Below are 21564 nucleotides of genomic sequence, written 5' to 3' on the forward strand. Positions count from 1 at the left end.
GCCTCTATGCCGGCGTTTGACGGGAGCGTTTCATCCAATCGTGATGGGCGTGGCTATTACCCCTGTATTGCCGCCACCAGTGCCTTGGAGCCGATGATGTTCATGACCCGGGTCCATGTTATAGGCGAGTACGTGCAGCGCCATTTCCGCGCGCTCGTTCGGCAGCCGCTTGGTGAGGAAGTGCGTGGCTCCCATCCATGATTTGATCGTCCCGAAGGGGTGCTCGGCGGTCACGCGGCGTTGCCGCATCTTATCAGGATCAGCATCAAGCCTTGCCTGCATCGCCTCAAGGTGATGCTCCTGCTCCCAACGCTGAATGCGCCGATACTTGCTGGTCGTGCACTTGGACCGCATGGCGCAGCTTGGACAATTGCTCGACCAGTAGCGCCGGATCATCAGGTCCGCCTCTTCTCGCGTGTACCGATAGATCAACCGTTCGCCGGCCGGGCAGAGATAGACATCCTCGTCCTTGAGATACCGGAAGTCCTGCTTGACGAAGAGCCCCTTGATCCGATTGGCCGACGTCATGGGCTTGGGCATGGTCACCGTGATCTTCTGCTCGACGCAGGCGAGGACCTCTTCGCTGTTAAAGTAACCGCGGTCAGCCACGACCTCGAGATGGTCTGCCTCAAAGGCTTGCTTGCTGGCCTTGGCCATGTTGGCAAGTTGCGCCCGGTTGCCGACATTGGTCACCTCATGGGCAACGATAAGGTGATGTTCGGTGTCGACTGCGGTCTGAGTGTTGTAGCCGACCATGCCCGAGCCTCGGCCGCTGGTCGCCATTGACCGGCTATCGGGATCGGTGAACGATACCTGCTGGTCGGGCGTTTCCAGCATCTCCTTTTCGATCTCCTTGAGCCGAACCACCTCCTGTCGAAGCCTTCAACCTTCTCCTGCAGGCGCTCGATCTTGGCGGAATGAATGTCGTCGCGCTCCTGCCGGTCGGCGCCGTCCATCTGGTGGAGATAGCGGGCAACGCTCTCTTCGATCTGCGCCATGCTTGCCCTTGGTGAAGTTCCGGTCTCGGTTGTTGACCGCCTTGAACTTGCTGCCGTCGATCGCAACACTCGGCTTGGCGAGAAGCCCTATCTCGCGGCACAGCCGCACAAAGCCGGTACAGACCTTCTTGATGGCACCACCGTTATCGCGTCGAAAATCGGCGATGGTCTTATGGTCAGGCACAAGACGCCCAACCAGCCACATCACCTCAATGTTGCGTCCAGCTTCGCGTTCGAGACGTCGGCTCGACTGGATTCGGTTCAGATAGCCGTAGATGTAGAGCTTGAGCAGGATCGAGGGATGATAACCGGGGCGCCCGGTATTGCTTGGCTCACAGCGTACAAAACCGAGATCGGCCAGATTGAGCTCATCAACGAAGACGTCCACCACCCGAACCGGGCTATCCTCATGCACCCAGTCATCCAACTGCTCGGGAAGCAGTGTACTCTGGCTCCTGTCGACACCCTCGATATACCGCTTCATGAATCCCCTCGACTCATGTCAAAGGCTATCAGGTTCGGCGTTTTCACACAGCCTGGACCCGTAGCGGTCGCCGGTGATGGGCAAAGAGAACGTCGCAACTCCACCGCAAAGCGGATCTCGCAACCATCCTTTGTTCGGCGTTCCGTGACCATGCTAAAATGCTAATTTACGGAGCTTCGCGAGCGACAAGCCGGCGTTGTCTTGAGAGCGCGAGCTTGCTCGCTTCCAGACGTCGGGAAAAATGCAAATGTCGCCTCAACCTGAAAGGACAGGCAGGTGGACGTTGTCAGTTGGTTGCGCTCACTAGGGCTCGAGCAGTACGTCGGTTCGTTTCACGACAACGCAATCGATGGCGATGTCCTGCGCGACTTGACAGACCAGGACTTGCGCAACCTGGGCGTTTCTGCGCTCGGGCACCGAAAGAAGCTTCTTGACGCAATCAGGAGATTGAAAGCGTCTGGCGACGACGGGTGGCCCGCCCCGGCAGTGCATAGCCCCGCGAGCGAGCGTCGGCAGGTAACGGTCCTCTTTGCAGATATAGCCGGATTTACGGCCCTCAGTCGCGAACTCGATGCCGAAGAGCTGCACAAGGTTGTGGGCGGTTTCTTCGAGCGTGTGGATCCGATCGTCGTGGCTCACGGCGGCTACCTGAACAAGCACATCGGTGACTGCGTGATGGGCGTCTTCGGCGCACCCATATCCTATGGCAACGACGCCGTTCGTGCAGTCCATGCAGCCTTGGAGATACGCGATGCTGTTTCAGAACTTGCCGACGTCCATGGTCGGAGGCTCCAGATTCATGCTGGAGTCGCCGGAGGTCAGGTCGTCGCAAGCACGACTGGCAGTGTCAGCCACCACGAATACACTGTGACAGGCGAATCCGTAAATCTCGCCTCCCGACTCGCGGCCGCGGCGCCGCCCGGAGACATCCTTATCTCCGATGCCGTGATGAGGATGACACGCGGCAAGATAGACTGCGTGGACGGGGGCTGGCTGAACGTGAAGGGCTTCGCAGAACCTGTACGGGCGTGGCAAGTAGTGCGATGCAGAACGGAGGCTTCCACTGACGCAGGCCCTCTCGTTGGCCGCCAGGCAGAGCTTCAGATATTCGGGGCGGCAGTGGCATCGTGCCGAGCGTCAGGCAGAGGTCAGGTGTTTTACGTTCGCGGCGAAGCCGGAATCGGCAAGACCCGCCTAGTCGAGGAGTTCCAACGCGTCGCCCGCGACGGCGGGTTTGATTGCCACGCCGCCCTCGTGCTCGACTTTGGGGGCGGCGCTGGCCGTGATGCTATCGGCGCCCTGGTGCGCAGTCTTCTGAACATCTCCTTGACCGATGGACCTGCAGCAAGCCAAGCCGGGCTCGATTCAGCCTTGGCCGCAGGACTGGTGAACCAAGACGAGCTCGTTTTCCTGGACGATCTCCTTGACCTACCGCAGCCGCCCGACCTTCGAGTACTTGTGGATGCTATGGACAACGAGGCTCGGCGAGCTGGCAGGATAAGGGTTCCCGCCAGTCTGGTGCAGCGTGCGAGCCGCGCCCGGCCGATTCTCATTATCGTCGAGGATGTTCATTGGGCCGATGAGACAACGCTGGCACAGCTCTCGGAGATCGCACTCGCGACTGCCCGCAGCAGATCCATTCTCGCGATGACGTCGCGCGTCGAGGGAGACCCTTCTGGTTCCGGGTGGCGTGAGGAGGTTGCCGAAGCCTCCCTCGTCACGCTCGACCTTGGACCTCTGCAACTCGAAGACGCGCGTGCACTCGCGAGCGGACTGCTGGCCGCCAGTAGCAGCTTCGTGGAACGCTGCGTCGCGCGTGCAGCAGGCAATCCGCTGTTTCTGGAGCAGCTCCTGGCCGAGACGCAGCAGAGTCTTGGCGCACAAGAAGTTCCCGGTTCGGTGCAGAGCTTGATGCAGGCTCGCGTCGACCGTGTTGACCCTGCAGACAGGACCGCGCTCCAGGCTGCTTCCATCTTGGGCCTCAGGGTCGAGCTTGGGGCCCTGCGGTATCTCATAGGTAAGCCACATTACCAGCCGAACCAGCTGATCGAGCACCGTCTTCTCAGATACCATGGCGAGGCGATCATGTTCAGCCATGCGCTAATCCGGGATGCGGTATACGAGACGTTGCTTCGGAATCGGCGCCGTGGTCTCCATCTTGCGGCTGCCGAATGGTTTGCAGCCAGTGACGATCCAGTTTTGCGGGCGGAACATCTCGATCGCGCCGAAGACACCAGGGCAGCCGCCGCCTACCTGTCGGCAGTGCAGCTGCTGGTCGGGAGCTATCGGTACGAAAACGCGCTCCGCCTCTCAGACCGGGGCCTCGAGATTGCCGCCCTCCCTGTCGTTCGGTACGAGCTAGCCCAATCAAGGGCCGAAATCCTGGAGCAACTGGGCAGGGTCCGGGACGCGGTGGCGGCCTACGACCTCGCACTGACGGCAGCGATCGACGATCGGGCCCGTTGCAGCGTACTGATCGGCCGTGCAGGAGCGAGGCGCACCATTGATGACATGGACGGAGCCTTCGCTGACCTGGAGCAGGCAGAGAACACCGCTTCGCAGCTTGGATTCACGGCGGAACTGGCCCGCATTCACTTTCTGCGCGGCAATCTCTATTTCCCGAGCGGCAACGCCGAAGCCTGCAGTCACGAGCACGAGCAGGCTCTGGAGTTGGCGAAGAGGGCTGGCTCGGTCGAGCTCGAAGCCATGGCGCTAGGCGGCCTCGCCGACGCGCAGTTCATACGCGTCAGAATGGTGTCTGCTTACGAGCTGTTTGAGCGCTGTGTGAGCCTCGCCCAAGAGCATGGGTTCGCCAGGATTGCTGCGGCGAACCGCCCGATGGCGGCCATGGCGCAATTCTACTCAGGAAGCGCGGCGGCGGCTTTGGAGATCGCCTTGCTGGCTATAGCCGAGACAGCAAAGATTGGCCACAAAAGGGGGGAGATACTTGCCCAAAACGCCGCCGCCCTCTGTTATCGCGAGCTGCAACAACATGGCAAAGCGCTCGATCACACGCAGGCAGCCTTGAAACTGGCGATCTCGGTCGGTGCAAGGCGATTCGAAGCTCTCAGCTTATATATACACGCCAGCCTGTTGCGCCTTTCGGGCGACAGTGATGGCGCGCTTGATCATGTGAAACACGCGCTCGCAATCGCACGCGAGACAGGAATAGGTTTCGCGGGGCCGCGCGTTTTGGGCGAGCTGGCGTTGATCACCGACGATCCGGAAGTCCGGGCATCGTCGCTCGGCGAGGCAGAGGGACTACTTGCGAGAGGAGCGGCCGTGCTTAACCAGCTGGAGTTCAGGAGGTCTGCCATCGAGGCCTGCATCAAGGGCGGCGATTGGGACGCGGCGGAGCACCATGCCAAAGTGCTTGAGGATTATACCCGTGCAGAACCCCTTGCCTGGGCAGAGCGAGTGATCGCACGAGCGCGTGAGAGCGTCGCGGACCATCGCTTCCGAGCCATGTCCACACCTGGCAAAGGGGAGCAGTCCTAAGCAATCAAATGCTGGGTTGAATAAGCCAGTAAGCCGTACTGTCGGCTTCATGCGCGTTTTTCTTAATGGAGCCAGAGCCTTTCCCGGCAAACTCCTTGGAACTCATTGCGGAGGCCGCGTCGTGCCGCGGCAAGTTACCCACAGACAACACTTGAACGTCGATTTCGTCCGCTACCAAGCCGTTCGGTAGAACCGCCCCGAACGGCGATTTTCCACCCTGTTGCGAATTTGGGAGAACGGGGAAAGCGACCCCATCGCGGACCTCTCATGTGCAACTGTAGCCTTGCCAGAAGCCGAGGGACACGATGATATAGACCTATAGTTTGGCAGGGGGCGCGGGCGCATGAGCGAGGTACTCGATGCCATTGTGGTTGGCGCCGGCTCGGCGGGTCTCGGCGTCAGCTATTTTCTAAAACGGCTGGGCTGCAATCATCAGGTGCTCGATCGAGGCCGGATCGGCGAGACCTGGCGAACGCAGCGATGGGACTCGTTTCGACTGAACTCGCCGACAATCCGCTCCATCTTACCCGATGACTCATACGGGGGACCCGATCCAGGGGCGCAATAACCCACCACGAGTTCGCGGCATATCTCGAAGGCTATGCCGAGCGACACTGCTTGCCGGTAAGCACCCAAACCCCAGTGAAGGAGCTGACGAAAGACAATGGGGTCTTTCGCGTCACAACGGCGGGCGGCGCGCTTCTGGCCCGCAATGTGGTGATCGCCACCGGCGATCAAAATCAACAGGTCCGGCCACCAGGGTCAGCGGATTTGCCAATCACCATTCACCAGGTAGATTCTTCGGCGTATGGCAGCGTAGCCGATCTAGAGAATGGCGCGGTGCTGGTGGTCGGCAGCGGACGATCGGGCGGCCAGATCGCCGAGGATCTGGCACTAGCTGGGCGCGTGGTCTTCGACCAGTCGCAACGGCCGTTGGGTGCGGCACTATCGCGGCGGCAACATACTTAATTGGCTGACGCTGGCCGCCTTTCTCGATGTCCCCCGCAAGGAACTCGTCCTCCCCTCCGGCAAGCTTCCAGCCCGCGCGCTGGTCGGTGCGACCCACACGATCAGCCTGCAATCGCTTGGCGCGCAAGGGGTGGTGTTGCTTGGCCGTTTCAGGGGCGTGGAGAATGGGCAGCCTCATCTTCGGCGACGAGCTCGAAACCAACATGCGGTTTGCTGACGAAGTTTCCGCGAACGCGAAGCGGCTGATCGACGAATACATCAAGCGTGCCGGGCTCGATGCGCCCCCAGCCAAGGACGATCCCGCCGAGACGGTTGAACCGCGTCTGCCCGATCCTCCGATCCGGTCCATCGACTGTACCGCCAACGGCATCAGATCGGTGGTCTGGTGCACGGGCTTCACCGGCGATTTCTCATGGGTCCGGCTCCCTCGCTCTCGACGCAGCCGGTCAGCCCGTACACGAGGATGGAGTCGCCACCAATCCGGGGCTGTTTTTTGCCGGCCTCGATTTCGGATCGACGCGAAAATCAGGCACCATTCCCGCTATTGCAGAGGAGGCTGCTCGCCTGGTCGAGCGACTCGTCAGCAGTAACGCGGCCGACTTGCGGCAGAGGGGGCGCCTAACGGTTAGAATGCGGGATAATTGTGCTGAGAACAATTCAGACTTACGACCCGCTGGTCCACTGTTTCCACCCTACTGCGACGATGGGGAACGGGAATGATCGAAACGTCTCGCTTGAAAGTCAGTGCAGCGCTTCGACGCTCCCAAAAGGCGATCGCTGAGGACGCTGTTTCGGCACTCGTGCGTGTCAGCGCCTGCGCTGTCTGCGCGCCCTGGAAGTAGTAGGATAAAGCTGGCCATCGGGAGGGTGGGCAGAGAAATGGAGAGGCGGCTCACGGCGATCCTTTCTGCCGATGTGGTCGGCTATAGCCGCCTCATGGGAGAGGATGAGGTCGGCACCCTTGAGCGGTTGAAGACCTGCCGCCGAGAGTTAATCGATCCCACGATCAATAGCTTCCACGGCCGCATCATCAAGCTGCTGGGCGATGGTGCGCTGGTTGAGTTCGCGAGTATCATAGATGCGGTCCAATGTCCTTGCGGCTGCCAGCCGACCCGGGCGAAGGGCGATCATGCTGTCGCTGGTCGCAACGCTGCTCGTCGCGGTCACCGCGATTGTCTTCGGGTGGCAGCGGCAGTTCGCACCGCAGCATCCATCACTCGCGGTGCTTCCGTTCGCCAATTTGAGCGGCGACCAGGCCCAGGACTATTTCAGCGAGGGCATTACGGATAACCTGATCACCGATCTCGCCCGGCTCTCTAACCTCGACGTCATCGCCCCGCAATGCGGTGTTTGCCTACAAGGGCAAGCCCATCGATTTGGCCGAGATCGGACGCAATCTCGGGGTGCGCTATATCGTCGAAGGCAGCGTGCAGCGGACCGGCGAGCAAATCCGCCTCAATGCGCGATTGATCGAGGCGGCAAGCGGCGACCTTCTGTGGGCTAATCGATTTGTCCGCCGCGCGGCGGATTTGTTTGCCATTCAGGACGAGATAAGCCGCCAGATCGCCAAGGCGCTCGGTCTCGAGTTGACGCAGTACGAGACCGAGCGGATTGTCCGGCCGCCGACCGCGAACCTAGAAGCATACGACTACTATCTGCGGGCCGAGCAGGCGGCGAGGACCGGAACTCCTTCCCGGATGTTGGAGGCGCGGAGACGCTTGACCCCGGCTTTGCAGAGGCGTTCGCCGCCGACGCCCGAGCCACGGCTTACGTCTGGCGAAGCACCTTCGACGACGTTCTCCAAAGCGCGCTGGCGCGCAAAAGGGCCTACGACAAGGCGAGCCGCGCCTTGTCGCTCGACCCTGATCTGTCATCGCCGTATGCCGTTCTTGCCATCATCCAGGTCGTGGACCGCCGCTACGAGGAGGCGATCGCCTCGAAACTCGGCGAGTGTGACGTGGTTTTCCTCGCCGGCTACCATCAGCGGCGTTGCGCCCGCTTTATTTGCCGCGTCGTCGAGCGTCGCGCCGCGGAAGATCAGCAGCCTGGTGATCGGCAAACTACCAGAATAGGCCGCGGCATGAAGCGGTGTAAAGCCGCCCGAATTGCGCGCCATGACGTCGGCTCCCTTATCGATCAGCAATTCCACTATCCGGGGCTGGTCTGCGAGTGCGGCGTTGATAAGAGCCGTTGCCCCCGTCGCGCGACCGGCTGTCGACATCGGCCCCTGCGGCAAGAGCCCGCTCGACCGCTGCTGCGTTTCCGCTTGCTACCGCGTCGAACAACGGGCTTCCCGCGGTGGCCGTCGTCACCGTGAGAATCAAAGCTAATGACGTCAGCACCGCGCGCATTACAAAACCTTGGATCCTAGCATAACACGCGTCAGAACTTTTCGGCACACCTCACTGGGTGAGCCCGCGCCGCTTCCACCCAGCGGACACACATTGTGATTTTGGAAGTTCGAGATTGAGCGTAGCGTAGTTGCTCAGAACTTCGGCGCCATCCGTTTCTGGAGACAAGCCCATGGCCATCATCGATCGTGAAGAACTGTTGCATCTGCTCGACCGTCGTCGCTTCCTCATCGGTAGCGCAGCCCTGGCGTCGATATCGCTGATGCCGTGGAAGGCGCTCGCGCTTTCCGCCGCCCCCTACCGCTTCATGCAAGGCGATTTCGAAGTGATCGTGCTGAGCGACGGTTCTCTGAGGCTGCCACTCAACATCATGGCTACCGATGCCTCTCCGGAACAGCTTGCAGATATTGCCAAGCGCCTCGGCTGGTCGTCCGGCAAAGCCGAGCCGGCTGCCAACATCCCGTTGCTGAGAAAGGGCAGCGATCTCATCCTTATCGACAACGGTTCAGGCAACAAGTTCCAACCAACGGCAGGCAAGCTTGCTGAAAACCTGAAAGCGGCGGGCATCGAGCCGGGCGCGGTGACCAAGGTGGTGTTTACACATGCGCATCCTGACCACATTTGGGGAACGCTTACGGAAGGCAACAAGTTGTTCCTTCCGAACGCTACCTATTTCGTCGGCAGCGCCGAATGGAACTTTTGGACCGACCCCGGGCTCCTATCAAAAATGCCGGCCGAGATGGCAGATTTCGTGAAAGGCGCTCAGCGTGACCTCGGCGCGGTCAAGGGTCGCGTAACAATGGTAAAGGGCAGCGATGAGATCGTGCCCGGTCTGTCAGTGCTCGACACGCCGGGCCACACGCCCGGCCATATCTCACTCGAGGTCGCGGGTGGCGAGGGGCTCATCATAGCTGCCGATGCAATGAGCAACGAAATCATCTCGTTCGAGCATCCGGAGTGGAAGTTCGGCTTCGATGCCCAGCCGGATCTGGCGATCGAGAACCGCAAAAAACTGCTCGATCGCGCCGCTACCGACAAGGTTAAGATGCTGGGCTATCACTGGACCTATCCCGGGGTGGGTTTTGCCGAGAGAAGAGGCCCCGCCTACGTTTTCGCAAGGACGAGCTAGTTTCGGCACGTTTTCAGTTCCTGCGGCCTGATGTGCGCTCGCAGGAAGGCGTTCGATGGGTCGGACGCAACCGTCGCGCCAAAGGCGGCTCATCGGTGCGAACAGACCGGAATGACTAGGCGACCGAACTGCGGAGCCGACCCTTCCAAGACGGATCTGAACGGGAAAAATCGACCCGTTCAGGACCCTGACGACCGAGATGGGGTTGTCCTTCGTCAAACCCAAGCGGCTTTGCTAAGTTACCAGCTGCTCGGGGCGGGCGGATTTATGAAGCCGGTTCATCATCGCCGCGCCGTTGTTCATACATGTCCCACGTAACATCCACCAAAGAAAGCAGTACGTCTTCCTCACACCATCCGGCTGCCACCGCAGATTGGACAATCGCCTGGATAACAGGCTGCAGCTGGCGCCCGCATGCGGTTAATAGATCGACGGCGCCTTCCTCCGCAGGAGGACCTGCAAACACAAACCCTGTCATTGGACCCCCAACTCGAGCTTGTTCTGTTCCCGGCGTTGATGCCTGTCCCAGATACAAGCCCGTCCCCCTCTCCGTCCATTCGGGACTCCTAATTTATGGGTTTCCGATAGACAACTGGATCGCCATAGAAGGACCCGCAAGCGGTTTCAATCACCATTTGTGGGGAGATAGAAGAGGAAGGCCACAGGGCAAGAGAGTGAGCTCGGTTCGGGCGGCGACAGATCGCAGCCGTTGCTGGCCCGGATGCGTGCACGCAATAACCCGAGGCACTGCTTCAATGGCTCGTGAGCATTAGCTTTCTTGGGTGTCGCACGATCGACATTCGGCTAGCGCTGAACGGGGCGCAGCCGCCTATAACCGGCTCTCGCTGCTTTTGCACTCCCGCGTATAACTCCACCACACAAATGCAGTTGGGGCTAGACCATCGAGTGTTGGTTGCCCTCATACGCGCCGCCTCTTGCCCTTAGGTAAGCGGGTTGCTGCCTTGTCGCGTTAAGCGGCAAAGCGACAGAGGGGAAAACGTCCCGTGGCTCGTTCCCTCGCTGCATTGACGTCCAGAGTTACGTGCAGACCCATTCGCGGATTCCGCACTGGTTCTCCTGACCGCCACAGAGGCTCAAGGCCTTTCGTTCCGCTTCGCGACGGGTCGTCGCCGAAGCGGAACCCCAGGACGGGGTTCCAGCACGGGAGGTCTCACCTAGCGACAGAGCTGCACAATGCTCATACGGAAAACCCGTGCCGTCGTCGTCATCCCAATGGCGGTGGTTGCGAAACACTTCGACCACCTTACAAGCCGCGCCGTCCGCATTCTTGCAATGTTCGAGCGCGGCATCTTCCGCTTCGGTCCTCTTGTCGGCGCCCCAGAAGAAGCCATGCCGGCCATCCACGGGCGAGAATGCGATCGCGCCCCAGATGCCCTTCTCCTCGTGCCCGGGCTCAGGCTGCTGCGTCACCAGATCGGCAGCATTGCTGGACGAAATGCCAATGATGGCGGCAATCAGTATGGGCCAAAAGCGACGGCTGAACGGCATGTTTGTGCTCCCGAGCTGAGTTGATCAGGCATTAATTCCCAAGCGCCGACCGTCACCCCGCCATTCTCGCGACGGAAACGACCACGCAGGCATTTCCGGTGGGAACCAGAAGAGCCTGACCGCCATCGTTGCCGAGATTGAAAAGCATCGTGTTCGAAAGGTTGTCCGCCAGGACGCTGCCCTTCGGGAGGGTCTGCACGATTTCCTGGCATGTCCTCTGGAATGGCGCCACCCGTACGAAGCTTCCCTCGCAACCCTCACCGATGGGCGAAGCGAACACGACACCCGCCGCCTGTGCCTTGTAATCGGGAAGGTCATAGGTCATCCCGGCAATGGCCTGCACTGGATGGGTATCGGGGGACGACGTGTTCCATTGCGTTTGCTCGGTATATATCGTGCCCAAGGTCAGGGCCTGCCCGAGCGCGGCGAAGACCTTGGCGCAAGTGCGGACGCCTGCCTGGTTCGCATGCTTTTCAAACGGCGTTTCAGAGGCTGCCGTGCTTCCTGCCGCCGGCTTATTCTCTGCGGGTTTATTTTCTGCCGCCTTGCTTTCGGCCGGCGCTTGCGACTGAGCCGAGGCGGTCTCCGCGATAAATCTTCCGAGGGGCGGATAGAAATAGAACGAGAGAACCACAGCCGCAGCGACCACGACGGCGAACATGCCGGCCAGCGCGGCGTTTCGCAACACCCGCCACACCGACCGACGTGCCGATGGTGGACTTGCCGGCGGCTCGGGGGGTGCAAGCGTCTGAGTGCCGGTCAAAATTCTGTCCTGGATGGATTGGCGGGTCATGTCGTCTCTCGTTAGTTGATGGCTGACAGTGCAGAGTTAACCCCCTTGAAAGGGGCATCGAGGCTGACCGCCGGTCCTGAAGGTGGGATATAGGAAACGTTGATGGTGGCCTCTTTGCCGATTTGCTGCCGAAGAATCGGGCCGACGGGCACGTAGCCGACGCAAACCTTGCTGTCGCAGGCGCTCAGTTGTACGTCGACGGGCTTTTCCCGTCCTGCGATCCCGAGCGAAATCTTGCTCCCCTTACCGAGCTCAGCGGGCGCTCGCAGGATCATGAAGGGCTTGCCTTTCTCATCGGCGGCCAGAGACCAGCTGAAAATAACTGCCTGATTGTGGTCAATGAAGGATTGGCTGATGTTGCACACCTTGTGCTTGGCCTTGAGGTTCTCATCGCAGACGAGATCCCAATTCTCGAAAGGTTGGATGATCCGGCGATAGCTGCCCAAGGGAACGCCTTGCGGCGGCACCACCTCCGACGGTTTTATCCGGTAGGGTGCAGTTTCCTGGCCAGCGACGGGCGAGCCGGCAGCCAGGAGCAGGCAACCCGCTGCGAGGAGGACGAGCCGCCCTGCACCAGCTTGGTGTCGCATGCGCATGGGCTCAGCAGGTGAACGGAACATTGACGAAAAAGAACTTCATGACGGGATCCGCAGGGTTTGGAGACCGCGACGAACACCCGTCGCGACCGCGCAGTGGAAGGCAATCAACGTCCATGCGACGGAACTTCCATGGGATTGTCGTTTGCCATCTCCTCGTGATCCTCAATTCAGGGTTACGCTGAGGCCTGCCCCGACGCCCCACGCACCGCCCGCGGTCGTGCCGGAAAGATTGGCGCGAACACGCCCGTCCTCGCTGGTGTAGCCGGCTCCGAATGCAAAAGCTCCCTCGTTGCGCCAATAGCCGCCGCCTGCCGCGACGCTGAGCTTACCGGGCCTATCGTCATAGCGCAGCGAAGCCGCCGCCAGACCGATCGCCGCCGCCTGCCGAGCCTCGCTCCGGATGTCGCCTATGTCGGTATTGAGCTGGCTGAGCCTGGAGTCCGTGTAGGCGTTGGCCGAGCTAAGAGTCGTTTCCGCCACCTCGTCGGTATAGTCGCGTGCCTGGCCGACCGCCCAGGTCGCCCGTTCGTCCGAATAGGACTTCGATTCGGTCAAGATGGTTTTCATCTGCCCCACGTTCACCGCATCCGTGTCGGCCACGCCGGCCCCGACATTGCGGATGATGACAGGCGCGCTCGGATCGCCGCCCACCAGTGTCAACGAGTTCGCTCTCGTGCCGTCCGGGTTTTGGTCATATTTGACCGCGGTCTCCTCAAGATCGCCAATTCCCGACTGCAGGGATTCGACCGCCTGATTGGTCGCATAAAGCTGGCTGCCGTTGATGGCGTCGGTGGATGTGGCGCTGATTCGTCCTGCAGCCACATTGGTGATTGTGCGTTCGCTGCCGACGCCGCCAACGCTCACCGTGCTCGTCGGGCTCGTGCCCGCGAAGGTGTAGGCGACGCCGTTGATAGTGGTGCCGGTGGTTGCCACTGCGGCCGCGGTTGTCGAGCCTGCGCCGAGTGCGACGCTGCCCGGTTCATTGGCGGTAGCGCCGGCGCCGAGCGCCATCGCCTGGATGCCGTTCGCAGTCGAATTTGTGCCGAGCGCGACGCCGTCGGCCAAGTTGACAGTCGAGTTTTGGCCGATGGCGATGCCGCCCGGCGCCGTCATCTGGACCACGGCGCCGTTGCCCATGCCGATGCCGTTGTCGCCGTTGACGGTCGTGCGCGGCCCGATCGCAACGGAATCTAGGCCGACCGCAAGTGAATCCGAGGCCGTCGAATTGGCGTGGAAGTATTGGGTGCCCGACACCGCGAACGAGGCCAGGGCCCCCTTGAGCTGGCGTATGGTGACTGCATCCTGGTCCTCCGTGCCGTCGGCGACGTTGGTGATCTGCCGATAGGACGTCGAGTTGCCCACCGAGACCGCGCCGAGCAGGGTCTTGTCCGTTGTGTTGTACGGAATGATGTCGGTGCCGGAGATGATGCTGCCGGACGCCGGCGCAATCGCCCGGTCGGCGACTGAGCCCGAGCCGAGCGCCACGGCGCCGAGCACCGTCGACTGGGAGTTCTGGCCGATGGCGAGCGAGGCGCCGGCGCTTGCCAGGGCGTTTGGACCCGCCGCGAAGCTGTTGTTGCCTGTGGCAACGCTCTGCGGGCCGATGGCGACCGAATCGGTTCCCACGGCGCTTGAATCTGCAAGCGTCGAATTGGCGTGGAAATATTTGATCCCGCCGCCGTTGATGGCGTCATCGAAGCCGGTCAGGCTGTTGTCGATGGCCGTCAAGGCGCCGCCCACCGTCGTGTAGGTGCTTCCCGCGATCGTGTAGGTCGGGCTGCTGACGGTGCCGTCCGGGTTGACGATGGCGCCGCCGCCGAGAATGTTGGCGATGCTCAGCGACGTGCCGTAGAGCTGCGAGCCATTGATCGCTTCGGTCGAGGTCGAGGAGACCGTCCCGTCCAGAAGCCCGCTGATGCCGGTGCCGTTCATGAAGAGGCCCGCGGCGTCGAACACTTGCCCGCTCGACAGCGTCAGGCTGTCGGCGGTGAGGGCCGGCGTCGTGGCGATCGTGATATCCGTGCCGCTGCGCGTGACGGAGATGTTCTGCCCGTTGAGGAACTGCACCGTCCCGCCCGGAGCGACATTCGTTGCGGCACCCCCGTTGGCCTGCAGGTTCCAGCCGGCCGAGGCCGTGCTGTTCAGCGCTGACAGGGCGGACTGCACGCTGTTGTAGGTCGTGCCGCCAATCGCAAGTCCCGCCGTCACCTGGTTGGTGGTCGGATTGTAGGCAGAGGTGCCGCCGATCGCCGTCGACACGCTGGTCCCAAACGTGTCGAGATCGGTCCCGACTGTCGTGATCGCCTGGTTCGTCGCGAAGAGCTGCGAACCGTTGACCGCGTCGGTCGAAGTCGAGGAGATCCGGCCCGCCGCCACATTGGTGATGGTGCGCTCGGCGCCGGCAGCGCCGACGCTGACTGTCGAGGCCGGGGCCGTGCCGGCGAAGTTGTAGGTTGTTCCATTGATGGAGGTGTTCGGCGTGGCGACCGCAGCGGCCGTGACGCTGCCGGAACCGAGAGCCACGGCTCCGGCATTTGTGGCGGTTGCACCGGCGCCAAGCGCGATCGCGTTGGCGGCAGCGGCATTGGCCTGGCTGCCCATGGCGATGGCGCTTGCGCCATTGGCGATGTTGCGGTCGCCGATGGCCACGGCGCCCTGGCCGGTCACGGTGTTCTGATAACCGATGCCGACCGCACCCTGCGCCGCGACGCCCGGCGTACTTACCGCCTGTCCGCCGCCGCCGACCATGTTGGTATTGCCCATGGCCACCGAGCCGTTGCCGGTGGCGCTGTTGTCCATGCCCTGCGCCACGGCGCCGTCGCCGGTGGCGGTGTTGGGGTCGCCGATCGCCACCGCGCCGTTGCCGTTGGCGACGTTGCCCGAGCCGATGGAGACTGCCTTGCCGCCGGTGGCGGTCGAGCCATTGCCGATAGCCACGGCATCTTCGCTATCGGCGACGGCGCTGGTGCCCATCGCGACGGCGTTCGCCGCCGAGGCATTGGCGTTGTTGCCGATAGCCGTGGCGGTGAGGCCCGCGGATTGCGCACCAGAACCGGCCGCGATCGAGCTGATTCCGCTGGCTGTGGCCGCATTGCCCAGCGCCAGTGCGAAGTTGGCCGACGCGGCGGCATTCGCTCCGAACGCTGCCGAGCTTGTCCCGGTGGCACTGGAACTCGTCCCGATCGCAGCAGCGAACTGGCCAGCCGCCACGCTTTGGCGTCCGATCGCGGTGGCGTCGGCCACGTTTGCCGTCACGTCCGTGCCGATGGCGATCGCGCTCTGAGCGAGAGCACCCGTTCCGGCGCCGGTGCGCCCGCCCAGATAGATGGCGTTCACTCCGGTGGCGGTTGCTCCAAAGCCAATGGCAGTGCCGTTGGTCTGGCTGGCTTTGGCATTGTGGCCGATCGATGTCGTCCCGTTGGCGGCGACGCCAATGCCGGCATTGGTTCCGATCGCGACATTGTCGCTGCCCGTAACCAGGCTGCCTGCGGAGGCCGACAGGCTAGCATCGTAGGCAACGGTGCCATCGCCGGTTCCCATGGCGACGTTGCGCGCGCCCGTCACGCCGGAACCGGCGCCTCGCATCACGCTGGCGATGCCACCGCCCATGGCTGTATTCTGCGCGCCTTGAACGAGCGTGCCGGCAGCAATGCCAACCGCAACGGAGCTGGCATTGCCCGTGGTAGATCCGGCGCCGGCACCCTGGCCCACAGCAACGGTGCTTGCACCAATGGCCAAGGCCTGCGCACCGAGTGCGGTCGCGCTGTTCCCCGTCGCCTGGGCGCGGTTGCCAACGGCGGTGGCGGCACTGTCTGACGCTATGCTGAGGCGGCCCAGTGCTACAGCGCCCGGCCCTGAGGCTGCGCTCTGAAGCCCGATCGCGATGGCCCATGAGTCGCTTGCTTCTACGTCCGTGCCGATTGCGATAGCTCCGCCGCCCGTGGCGCCCGTGCCGGGCACCGTGCGCGCGCCGAGATAGATCGAGTTGACCTCCGATGCGATCGCCCCGACGCCGATCCCGATGGCGTTGGTGGCGCTGGCATTGGCGTTGACGCCCTCGGCAATCGAGCCTGATCCGGATGCCGACGCGTTGCCGATGGCGATGGAGTTGGGAGCCGTCGCCGAACCGCCGCCAGCGGCATATTGTGCATGCGCGGGAACGGCGTGAAGCGCCGATAGGATTAGCAGCGCCACACCCGCGCACTTGCCCGCCGGAGCAACGGGCGTTCCTGACGATCCTGCGGCACAAGATGCGTTTCCAAACCCGAGCGCACCAAGGCCGATCCGATTACGCTTCACGCCAAGCGCGAGATGTGCCATGCGCAGGACGGCCATGAGGCGACGGCGAAGCGAACGGTCGCTCTTTTCCGCACCAAGAATCCAATTTCCTGCAAAGCAGGTGAGATCGCGCCGGGCAGCAGTTCCTCGCATGGCTATCATCGGGTGAGTATCTCCTCTACCGCTCTGCTCTCGATCGCGGCAGGCTCCGCCGGCCCCGCCACCGATGTGTTTCTGTTCAAGAATGGTTTGAGGTGGCTGGCAGCGGCACCATGCGCTAGAAGCGCATGACCATGCTTGCCACCGATTGCTTCGATGCTATCCAGCGTACTCGTCAGCCAAGCATCGCCCTCCTCCGGCACCGCTTGCAGAGCCCTCGCGGCTCGCTCAGCCGGGATTACTTCTTTGAGATGGGATTGGATCGCCTCGAGTTGTCGGGCACCAGCCTCGCCCGCAAGGAGCACTGCTGCAAGACCGTAGACGTAATGGGCAAGCAGCAGGTCCCGTTTGGCTTCGGATAGCGCGCTTCCGTAACGCTCTTCGAGCGTCTGCAGTGCTCGCCGCACCGATTGGTCAACGGCTTCGGCAAGTGTTTGCCACATGTTGGGGGCCGCTTCGCCGCTCATCCCCGAAGCCTCCTAGCCAGGACGTCGAATGCCGCCCTGCGGCTGAAGACCCGCGTCCAGCCTCGCGGTATCGTTCCCCATCCCCCGGCACTCCAGTTCTCCATCGTCATCCAGCCCCACCCGGACGCAAGCCTCGCGAAATAACCTCTGCTGCCATGTGGCACCCCTCACGCAGCACCGTCTGTCGTTGCATCCAGCCGCTCAAACATCGACAGTTCGGCGCTTCATGCGTGTCACACGCCGGGCCGGCGGTATTTCAGGAAATTGCTCCGCATATCAGAAGATTGCTGGAAAGACGCCTTCAATGAAAACTCGTCACCTTTTTATCACACTGATTTTATGGGGGATTTTCTTTAGAAGTTGCTTTATCAGTAATGTTTTGGTCGTAGCAGGAGCTAGAGTCTCATCCGTATTTCCGTCGGGGTAATGTCCCGGTGTTTCCGCATAACGGCAGTAAGGTGGCTTTGGCTCGAGAAGCCGCTGAGATAGGCGACTTCGGCGATCGTCAAATTGTTGTCGCCCAGCAATTTTTCCGCAAACGACAGCCGTAGCGCCAGCACATATTGGTGCGGCGGCTGCCCGAATGTCTTGGTGAAGGCTCGAATGAAATAGTATGGCGACAGCCCGGCTATCGCAGCAAGCTCCGCCACTGTCATTTTACGGGTGAAGTTCTCATGCAGGAATTCCCGGATTCTGCGAGCGCCTGCAGCGGAAAGACCGCCCTTCACGTCCGCAGGTTGCTTGCGCGCCGCCGAGTAGCCTCTCAGCAGATGAATGCCGAAGAGGGTGACGAGCGAGTCCACATAGATTTCGCTTGGCGGCTCCTGCTGTATCAGTTCCATTTTCAACAGTTCGGCAAACCGCAGAGCTTTCAAGTCGACGGTCCCGAATGCCGGCGGCTGAAGTGCTACCTCGCCAAGCTCCAGTTCACGCATGGCGAGATCAAGAAGGCTTTCCGACCTGAAGGCAACAATCAGCTCTTCTCGCGTGCTCGTCCATTCCGCCCTCACCTCAACATGCGGCGGCTGGATGACGATAGCACCCACGGGAGCGTCGTATTCCTGCATCCGGTCGCTGCCAAGAGCGGCTCGGATCCGTTGCGCCGGCGCGAGCATCACGGCGGCAAAGTGATTCTCGGCTACCAGCGTCTGCGATCCGGGAGGCCGGATAGCATGGATCGCCCCGCCTCTGGCCGTTGCCAGTCGCGGCCCAGCCGACGCCGGAATGACGTTGAGGATCTCAGAGTCCCCGCTTGCGTGAACGATCGTTTCGCTTTGCTGCACGTCTGTATCTTCTATCGTTGAGTCGGATATTTGCGGTGCAGTCCTCAATTGTAACGCGATAAGGTTGCGATGAGCGACCGAAGAGCAATTCGACGTTAGCCGGGTCAATCATAGCGATCGATCTTGACCGAGGAGTCTTTGGTTGAGTACGCAACGACCAGCAGAGTCGGCTCCCATATAGAACAAGCATGACAGAAGCTTCAAAATCCGTTACGGACCATGCTTTCGGCTGTACATGTTGCGAGGATCTTATCCGCAAGACGCAGAAATCGGACGGGCGCCCAGCACGTGGCGTCTGGCAGAGGCGCCCTTGCATCAGAGGCGCCGCCATCGAGGCCCCTTGCCCTTCGCACAACGGCCAAGGGCTTGCCGACCGAAGATGACGACGCTGCAGAGCGTGCGATTCACCCGGCGTATGTTTCTCGGCCGAAACCCAGTTTCCGCAGGACCACTTGTGCACGTTCAAAGGCGGCCACAAGGGCGCATTCAGCCTCGATCAATTGCTGTATGAGCGTGCAGCGTTGTTCGGCTATTATCCGAGATTGGGATAGTAGTGCGTCCAGCTCTACGGCCGGCACCTTCTGCGCCTTAAGATCAACCCATTGCTGCAGTATGGCTCGTCCTCGCCTGTCGAGTTCGTGCTTCTGCTGCCGAAGTCGGTCGGCACGGCAATGCGCCTTATTATACTGTCTGAGCACCATCGCGGCTTCAAGCCTCAACCTCATCGGGAGAGGCCGGACAACCGGGTTTGCGTTTCTCATGGAGGCAACTTTTTCAGGAGGGGCCCTCGTTCAAACAATCCGCTTATCATGCTGCCGGCCACATTGCCGGCGAAACACGTCATCCATCTGAATGCTTAAATCAACATGTTTGTGCAACCAAGTTTCCTCCATCACCGCAACGCATCGTCAGGCGTCCGTCACCGCACTACGACTTGGACAGGCTGCCTTGTGCAAGGACACAGAGCGAGGCAACCATGAGGGGCGCTCTGAAAAGCGTCCTAGTTGCAGTGCATAAGCGCCCGCTGCCCGCCGCCCGCCCCGTCGCGAGCTTCGTCTCTCTTACCCGAGTAGTTCGAGCACCTGCGGGAAGCGTGGATGCTACGAATCCAACGAGATCCGAGTCGTATTCAACCCACCTCATTGTTTCATGGATGGCGCTCGGGAGGAGCTCAAGCAGCAGGTCGACCGCTCGATCAGCTTCACCCTCAAGGGAATAAAAGCAAGCGACGTTGTATTTGGCCAGACAGTCGTCCCGATCGATGGCCAAGCGCGGGCTGCCCATTCTTTGGCACGATCAAGCTCGCCAAGCGCCGCGAGACCCACCGCGCCTAGATACGCGGCTCTCGAGTTTTCCGGGCGCAGCATGAATTCACGCTCGGCGCGCGCGACACCTTCCCGCGCCGCCACTTTCATTTCCTTCTCCTGCTTGAGCGATCGGAGAACGTTTACCAGCACGAGCAAGGACTGGTAGTCGTCAGGTTTGATCTCTGCGGCGCGTTGGAAATGCCTGGCCGCTTCGTCCAGTTTCCCTTGGGTAAAGCAAGCGCGGGCATAGAAGTAATATGCTTAGAACAGATTGGGATCGAGGTCGATCGCCTGGTCGAACTCCGCCATTTCTGCTGCTACTGCGACGGCATGACGGCAAAGCCTAAAGCCGCGGCGGGTCCCCGCCCCGCACTGATCCGACGCGACCAGGACCCTACTGCGACGAGGGGGAACGGGGATGGTCGACCCGTTGCGCTAATCCGGCCCAAGTACCGAAAGACAAAAAAGGCACGTCAAGCCGGACTTTGATTTCTGCCCTAAGTCGGCTTCAAGCAGTCACCCCGAAATTCGATGAAGCGTTGCGTCGTTGCCATTCGATGGCGGGCGAAGACAGAGCGGCGGCGACGATTCCCTCCGCCAGAAGCGCGATGCCTAACGTCGGTGTTGAGCCGGCGCTCTCATCGCATCGGATGCAAGGAGACGCGAAGGGCGAGCAGGAGGTCACATTACTCAGGCGTCAGTTCAACTCGATACGTTCACCCGTTGCCGCAGCGCGTTTTACCGCATCGACTACCCTCAAGGTTTCGAGCCCCTCACGCCCGCTGACAAGCGGCGGTTCGTCTCCGCGGATCACCTTGCAGAATTGCCTGATCTGCAGAACGAGCGGGTCCTCGTCGTCTACCTCGATACGCGTTTGGTCAAATGGCTGCCACCAACTCCGTTTACCAGGATTGCGCCAGACCTCGAGCGACGGAACAGCCAACGACCCGTGCGTTCCTCCGATCATGTAACAGGATTGCTCGGTTTTGGGGTAAGCCGGATTCTCTCCGGTTGTCATCTCCCAGCTCCACGGTGCGACCACCGCGTCCGAGACTGTCGCAGTTCCCAAAACTCCATTCTTGAACTCGATCAGGATCACAGCCGTTTCCTCAACTGCGTTGCCGCGCACCGCGTTGGACTCGCGTGCCTGAACCGCAGCCACATCGCCGAAAAGGTAGCGCAGATTATCGACGTCGTGGATGAGATTGAGGAAAACCGGCCCCGCACCGCGCTCACGACGCCACGAGATGTCGAAGTACTCGTCGGGCTTGAATAGCCAAAACATCGCATTGACAACAAGAACGCGGCCGAGCTTCCCGCTTTCGATGATTTCCTTTGCCTTCTGCGTCACCGGATTGTGTCGGCGATGATGGCCGGTCAATAGAGGAACACCTTTTTCCTCAGCCGCTGCGATCAGCTTTTCCCCGGATATAATGTCGTCGGCGATAGGTTTCTCGATGAGTGCGGGAACGCCGGCTTCAACGGCTTCCAACCCGTTCTGGACGTGAGCCTGGTTGGGCGTAGCCACGATTATCCCGTCAGGTCGGTCTGCGGCAATCATGTCCGCGAAGCTCGTAAACCACTTCACGCCGGCTTCCTTGGCAATAGTCTCGCCAACCGGCGTGGGATCGACCACCGCAATGAGTTGCGCCAAGGGCTCGGCCAGGACGTGTTGAATATGGCGCTTACCGATGAGGCCTGCGCCAAGTACGGCCAGCTTAACCCGTTGGGTCATGGTCA

Annotated in this window: 13 protein-coding genes and 4 pseudogenes; 6 read left to right on the forward strand and 11 right to left on the reverse strand. The window is 61.3% G+C overall.

Annotated elements, in window-relative coordinates; all coding sequences use genetic code 11:
- Positions 1 to 56: 56 nt before the first annotated feature.
- A pseudogene (locus tag NXT3_RS30765) lies at positions 57 to 1482 on the reverse strand (IS1182 family transposase).
- 276 nt (positions 1483 to 1758) lie between these two features.
- On the opposite strand from NXT3_RS30765, the gene NXT3_RS30770 reads away from it, so the two are divergent.
- From NXT3_RS30770 to NXT3_RS30780, 5 genes and pseudogenes are all read left to right on the forward strand, one after another.
- Positions 1759 to 4980 carry an adenylate/guanylate cyclase domain-containing protein gene (locus NXT3_RS30770; protein ID WP_104841317.1) on the forward strand — a complete coding sequence of 1074 codons (3222 nt, stop codon included), beginning with the start codon at positions 1759 to 1761 and terminating at the stop codon, positions 4978 to 4980.
- Between the two features lie 343 nt (positions 4981 to 5323).
- Entirely contained in the window at positions 5324 to 5548 is a 225-nt protein-coding gene (locus NXT3_RS33205; RefSeq protein WP_337441767.1) for an NAD(P)-binding protein, read from the forward strand.
- On the forward strand, positions 5545 to 5949 hold the full coding sequence (locus tag NXT3_RS33210) for an NAD(P)-binding domain-containing protein (protein WP_337442190.1): 405 nt from the start codon (positions 5545 to 5547) through the stop codon (positions 5947 to 5949). Before NXT3_RS33205 ends, NXT3_RS33210 begins: the two co-directional genes overlap by 4 nt.
- A gap of 164 nt (positions 5950 to 6113) precedes the next feature.
- The gene (locus tag NXT3_RS33215; protein ID WP_337441766.1) at positions 6114 to 6539 is read left to right on the forward strand and encodes a hypothetical protein; all 426 of its coding nucleotides are present in this window, start codon (positions 6114 to 6116) and stop codon (positions 6537 to 6539) included.
- A gap of 289 nt (positions 6540 to 6828) precedes the next feature.
- A pseudogene (locus NXT3_RS30780) lies at positions 6829 to 7888 on the forward strand (hypothetical protein); the annotation flags it as partial.
- Here the strand turns inward: NXT3_RS30780 and NXT3_RS30785 are convergent.
- Positions 7889 to 8300 (reverse strand): annotated as a pseudogene (locus tag NXT3_RS30785) (ankyrin repeat domain-containing protein); the annotation flags it as partial. It lies immediately after the preceding pseudogene.
- A 172-nt stretch (positions 8301 to 8472) separates the two neighbouring features.
- Here NXT3_RS30785 and NXT3_RS30790 point away from each other — a divergent pair.
- Positions 8473 to 9429 carry an MBL fold metallo-hydrolase gene (locus NXT3_RS30790; RefSeq protein ID WP_097527431.1) on the forward strand — a complete coding sequence of 319 codons (957 nt, stop codon included), beginning with the start codon at positions 8473 to 8475 and terminating at the stop codon, positions 9427 to 9429.
- Positions 9430 to 10467: 1038 nt separating this feature from the next.
- On the opposite strand, the gene NXT3_RS30800 is transcribed toward NXT3_RS30790, so the two are convergent.
- The 9 genes and pseudogenes from NXT3_RS30800 to NXT3_RS30840 form a co-directional block, all read right to left on the reverse strand.
- Complete coding sequence (locus tag NXT3_RS30800) at positions 10468 to 10938, reverse strand: DUF4189 domain-containing protein (RefSeq protein WP_097527429.1); 471 nt, start codon at positions 10936 to 10938, stop codon at positions 10468 to 10470.
- A 52-nt stretch (positions 10939 to 10990) separates the two neighbouring features.
- A complete protein-coding gene (locus NXT3_RS30805) occupies positions 10991 to 11731 on the reverse strand; it encodes a hypothetical protein (protein WP_144353234.1) in 741 nt (246 codons plus the stop codon).
- An 11-nt stretch (positions 11732 to 11742) separates the two neighbouring features.
- Positions 11743 to 12321 (reverse strand): invasion associated locus B family protein, encoded by a 579-nt coding sequence (locus NXT3_RS30810; protein WP_234828216.1) that lies wholly within the window; start codon positions 12319 to 12321, stop codon positions 11743 to 11745.
- Positions 12322 to 12492: 171 nt separating this feature from the next.
- Entirely contained in the window at positions 12493 to 16770 is a 4278-nt protein-coding gene (locus tag NXT3_RS30815; protein WP_234828217.1) for a YadA-like family protein, read from the reverse strand.
- On the reverse strand, positions 16767 to 17234 hold the full coding sequence (locus tag NXT3_RS30820; protein ID WP_104841320.1) for a hypothetical protein: 468 nt from the start codon (positions 17232 to 17234) through the stop codon (positions 16767 to 16769). The genes NXT3_RS30815 and NXT3_RS30820 overlap by 4 nt, the downstream gene beginning before the upstream one ends.
- A gap of 395 nt (positions 17235 to 17629) precedes the next feature.
- Positions 17630 to 18517 (reverse strand): helix-turn-helix transcriptional regulator, encoded by an 888-nt coding sequence (locus NXT3_RS30825; protein ID WP_234819587.1) that lies wholly within the window; start codon positions 18515 to 18517, stop codon positions 17630 to 17632.
- Positions 18518 to 19656: 1139 nt separating this feature from the next.
- Positions 19657 to 19932: a hypothetical protein gene (locus NXT3_RS32845; protein ID WP_234819586.1), complete on the reverse strand. Its 276-nt coding sequence runs from the start codon at positions 19930 to 19932 to the stop codon at positions 19657 to 19659.
- A gap of 45 nt (positions 19933 to 19977) precedes the next feature.
- Positions 19978 to 20073, reverse strand: a pseudogene (locus tag NXT3_RS33045) (tetratricopeptide repeat protein); the annotation flags it as partial.
- 448 nt (positions 20074 to 20521) lie between these two features.
- A complete protein-coding gene (locus NXT3_RS30840) occupies positions 20522 to 21559 on the reverse strand; it encodes a Gfo/Idh/MocA family protein (RefSeq protein ID WP_104841448.1) in 1038 nt (345 codons plus the stop codon).
- Between the last annotated feature and the right edge of the window lie 5 nt (positions 21560 to 21564).

This window comes from Sinorhizobium fredii (assembly GCF_002944405.1).
GTDB lineage: Bacteria > Pseudomonadota > Alphaproteobacteria > Rhizobiales > Rhizobiaceae > Sinorhizobium > Sinorhizobium fredii_C.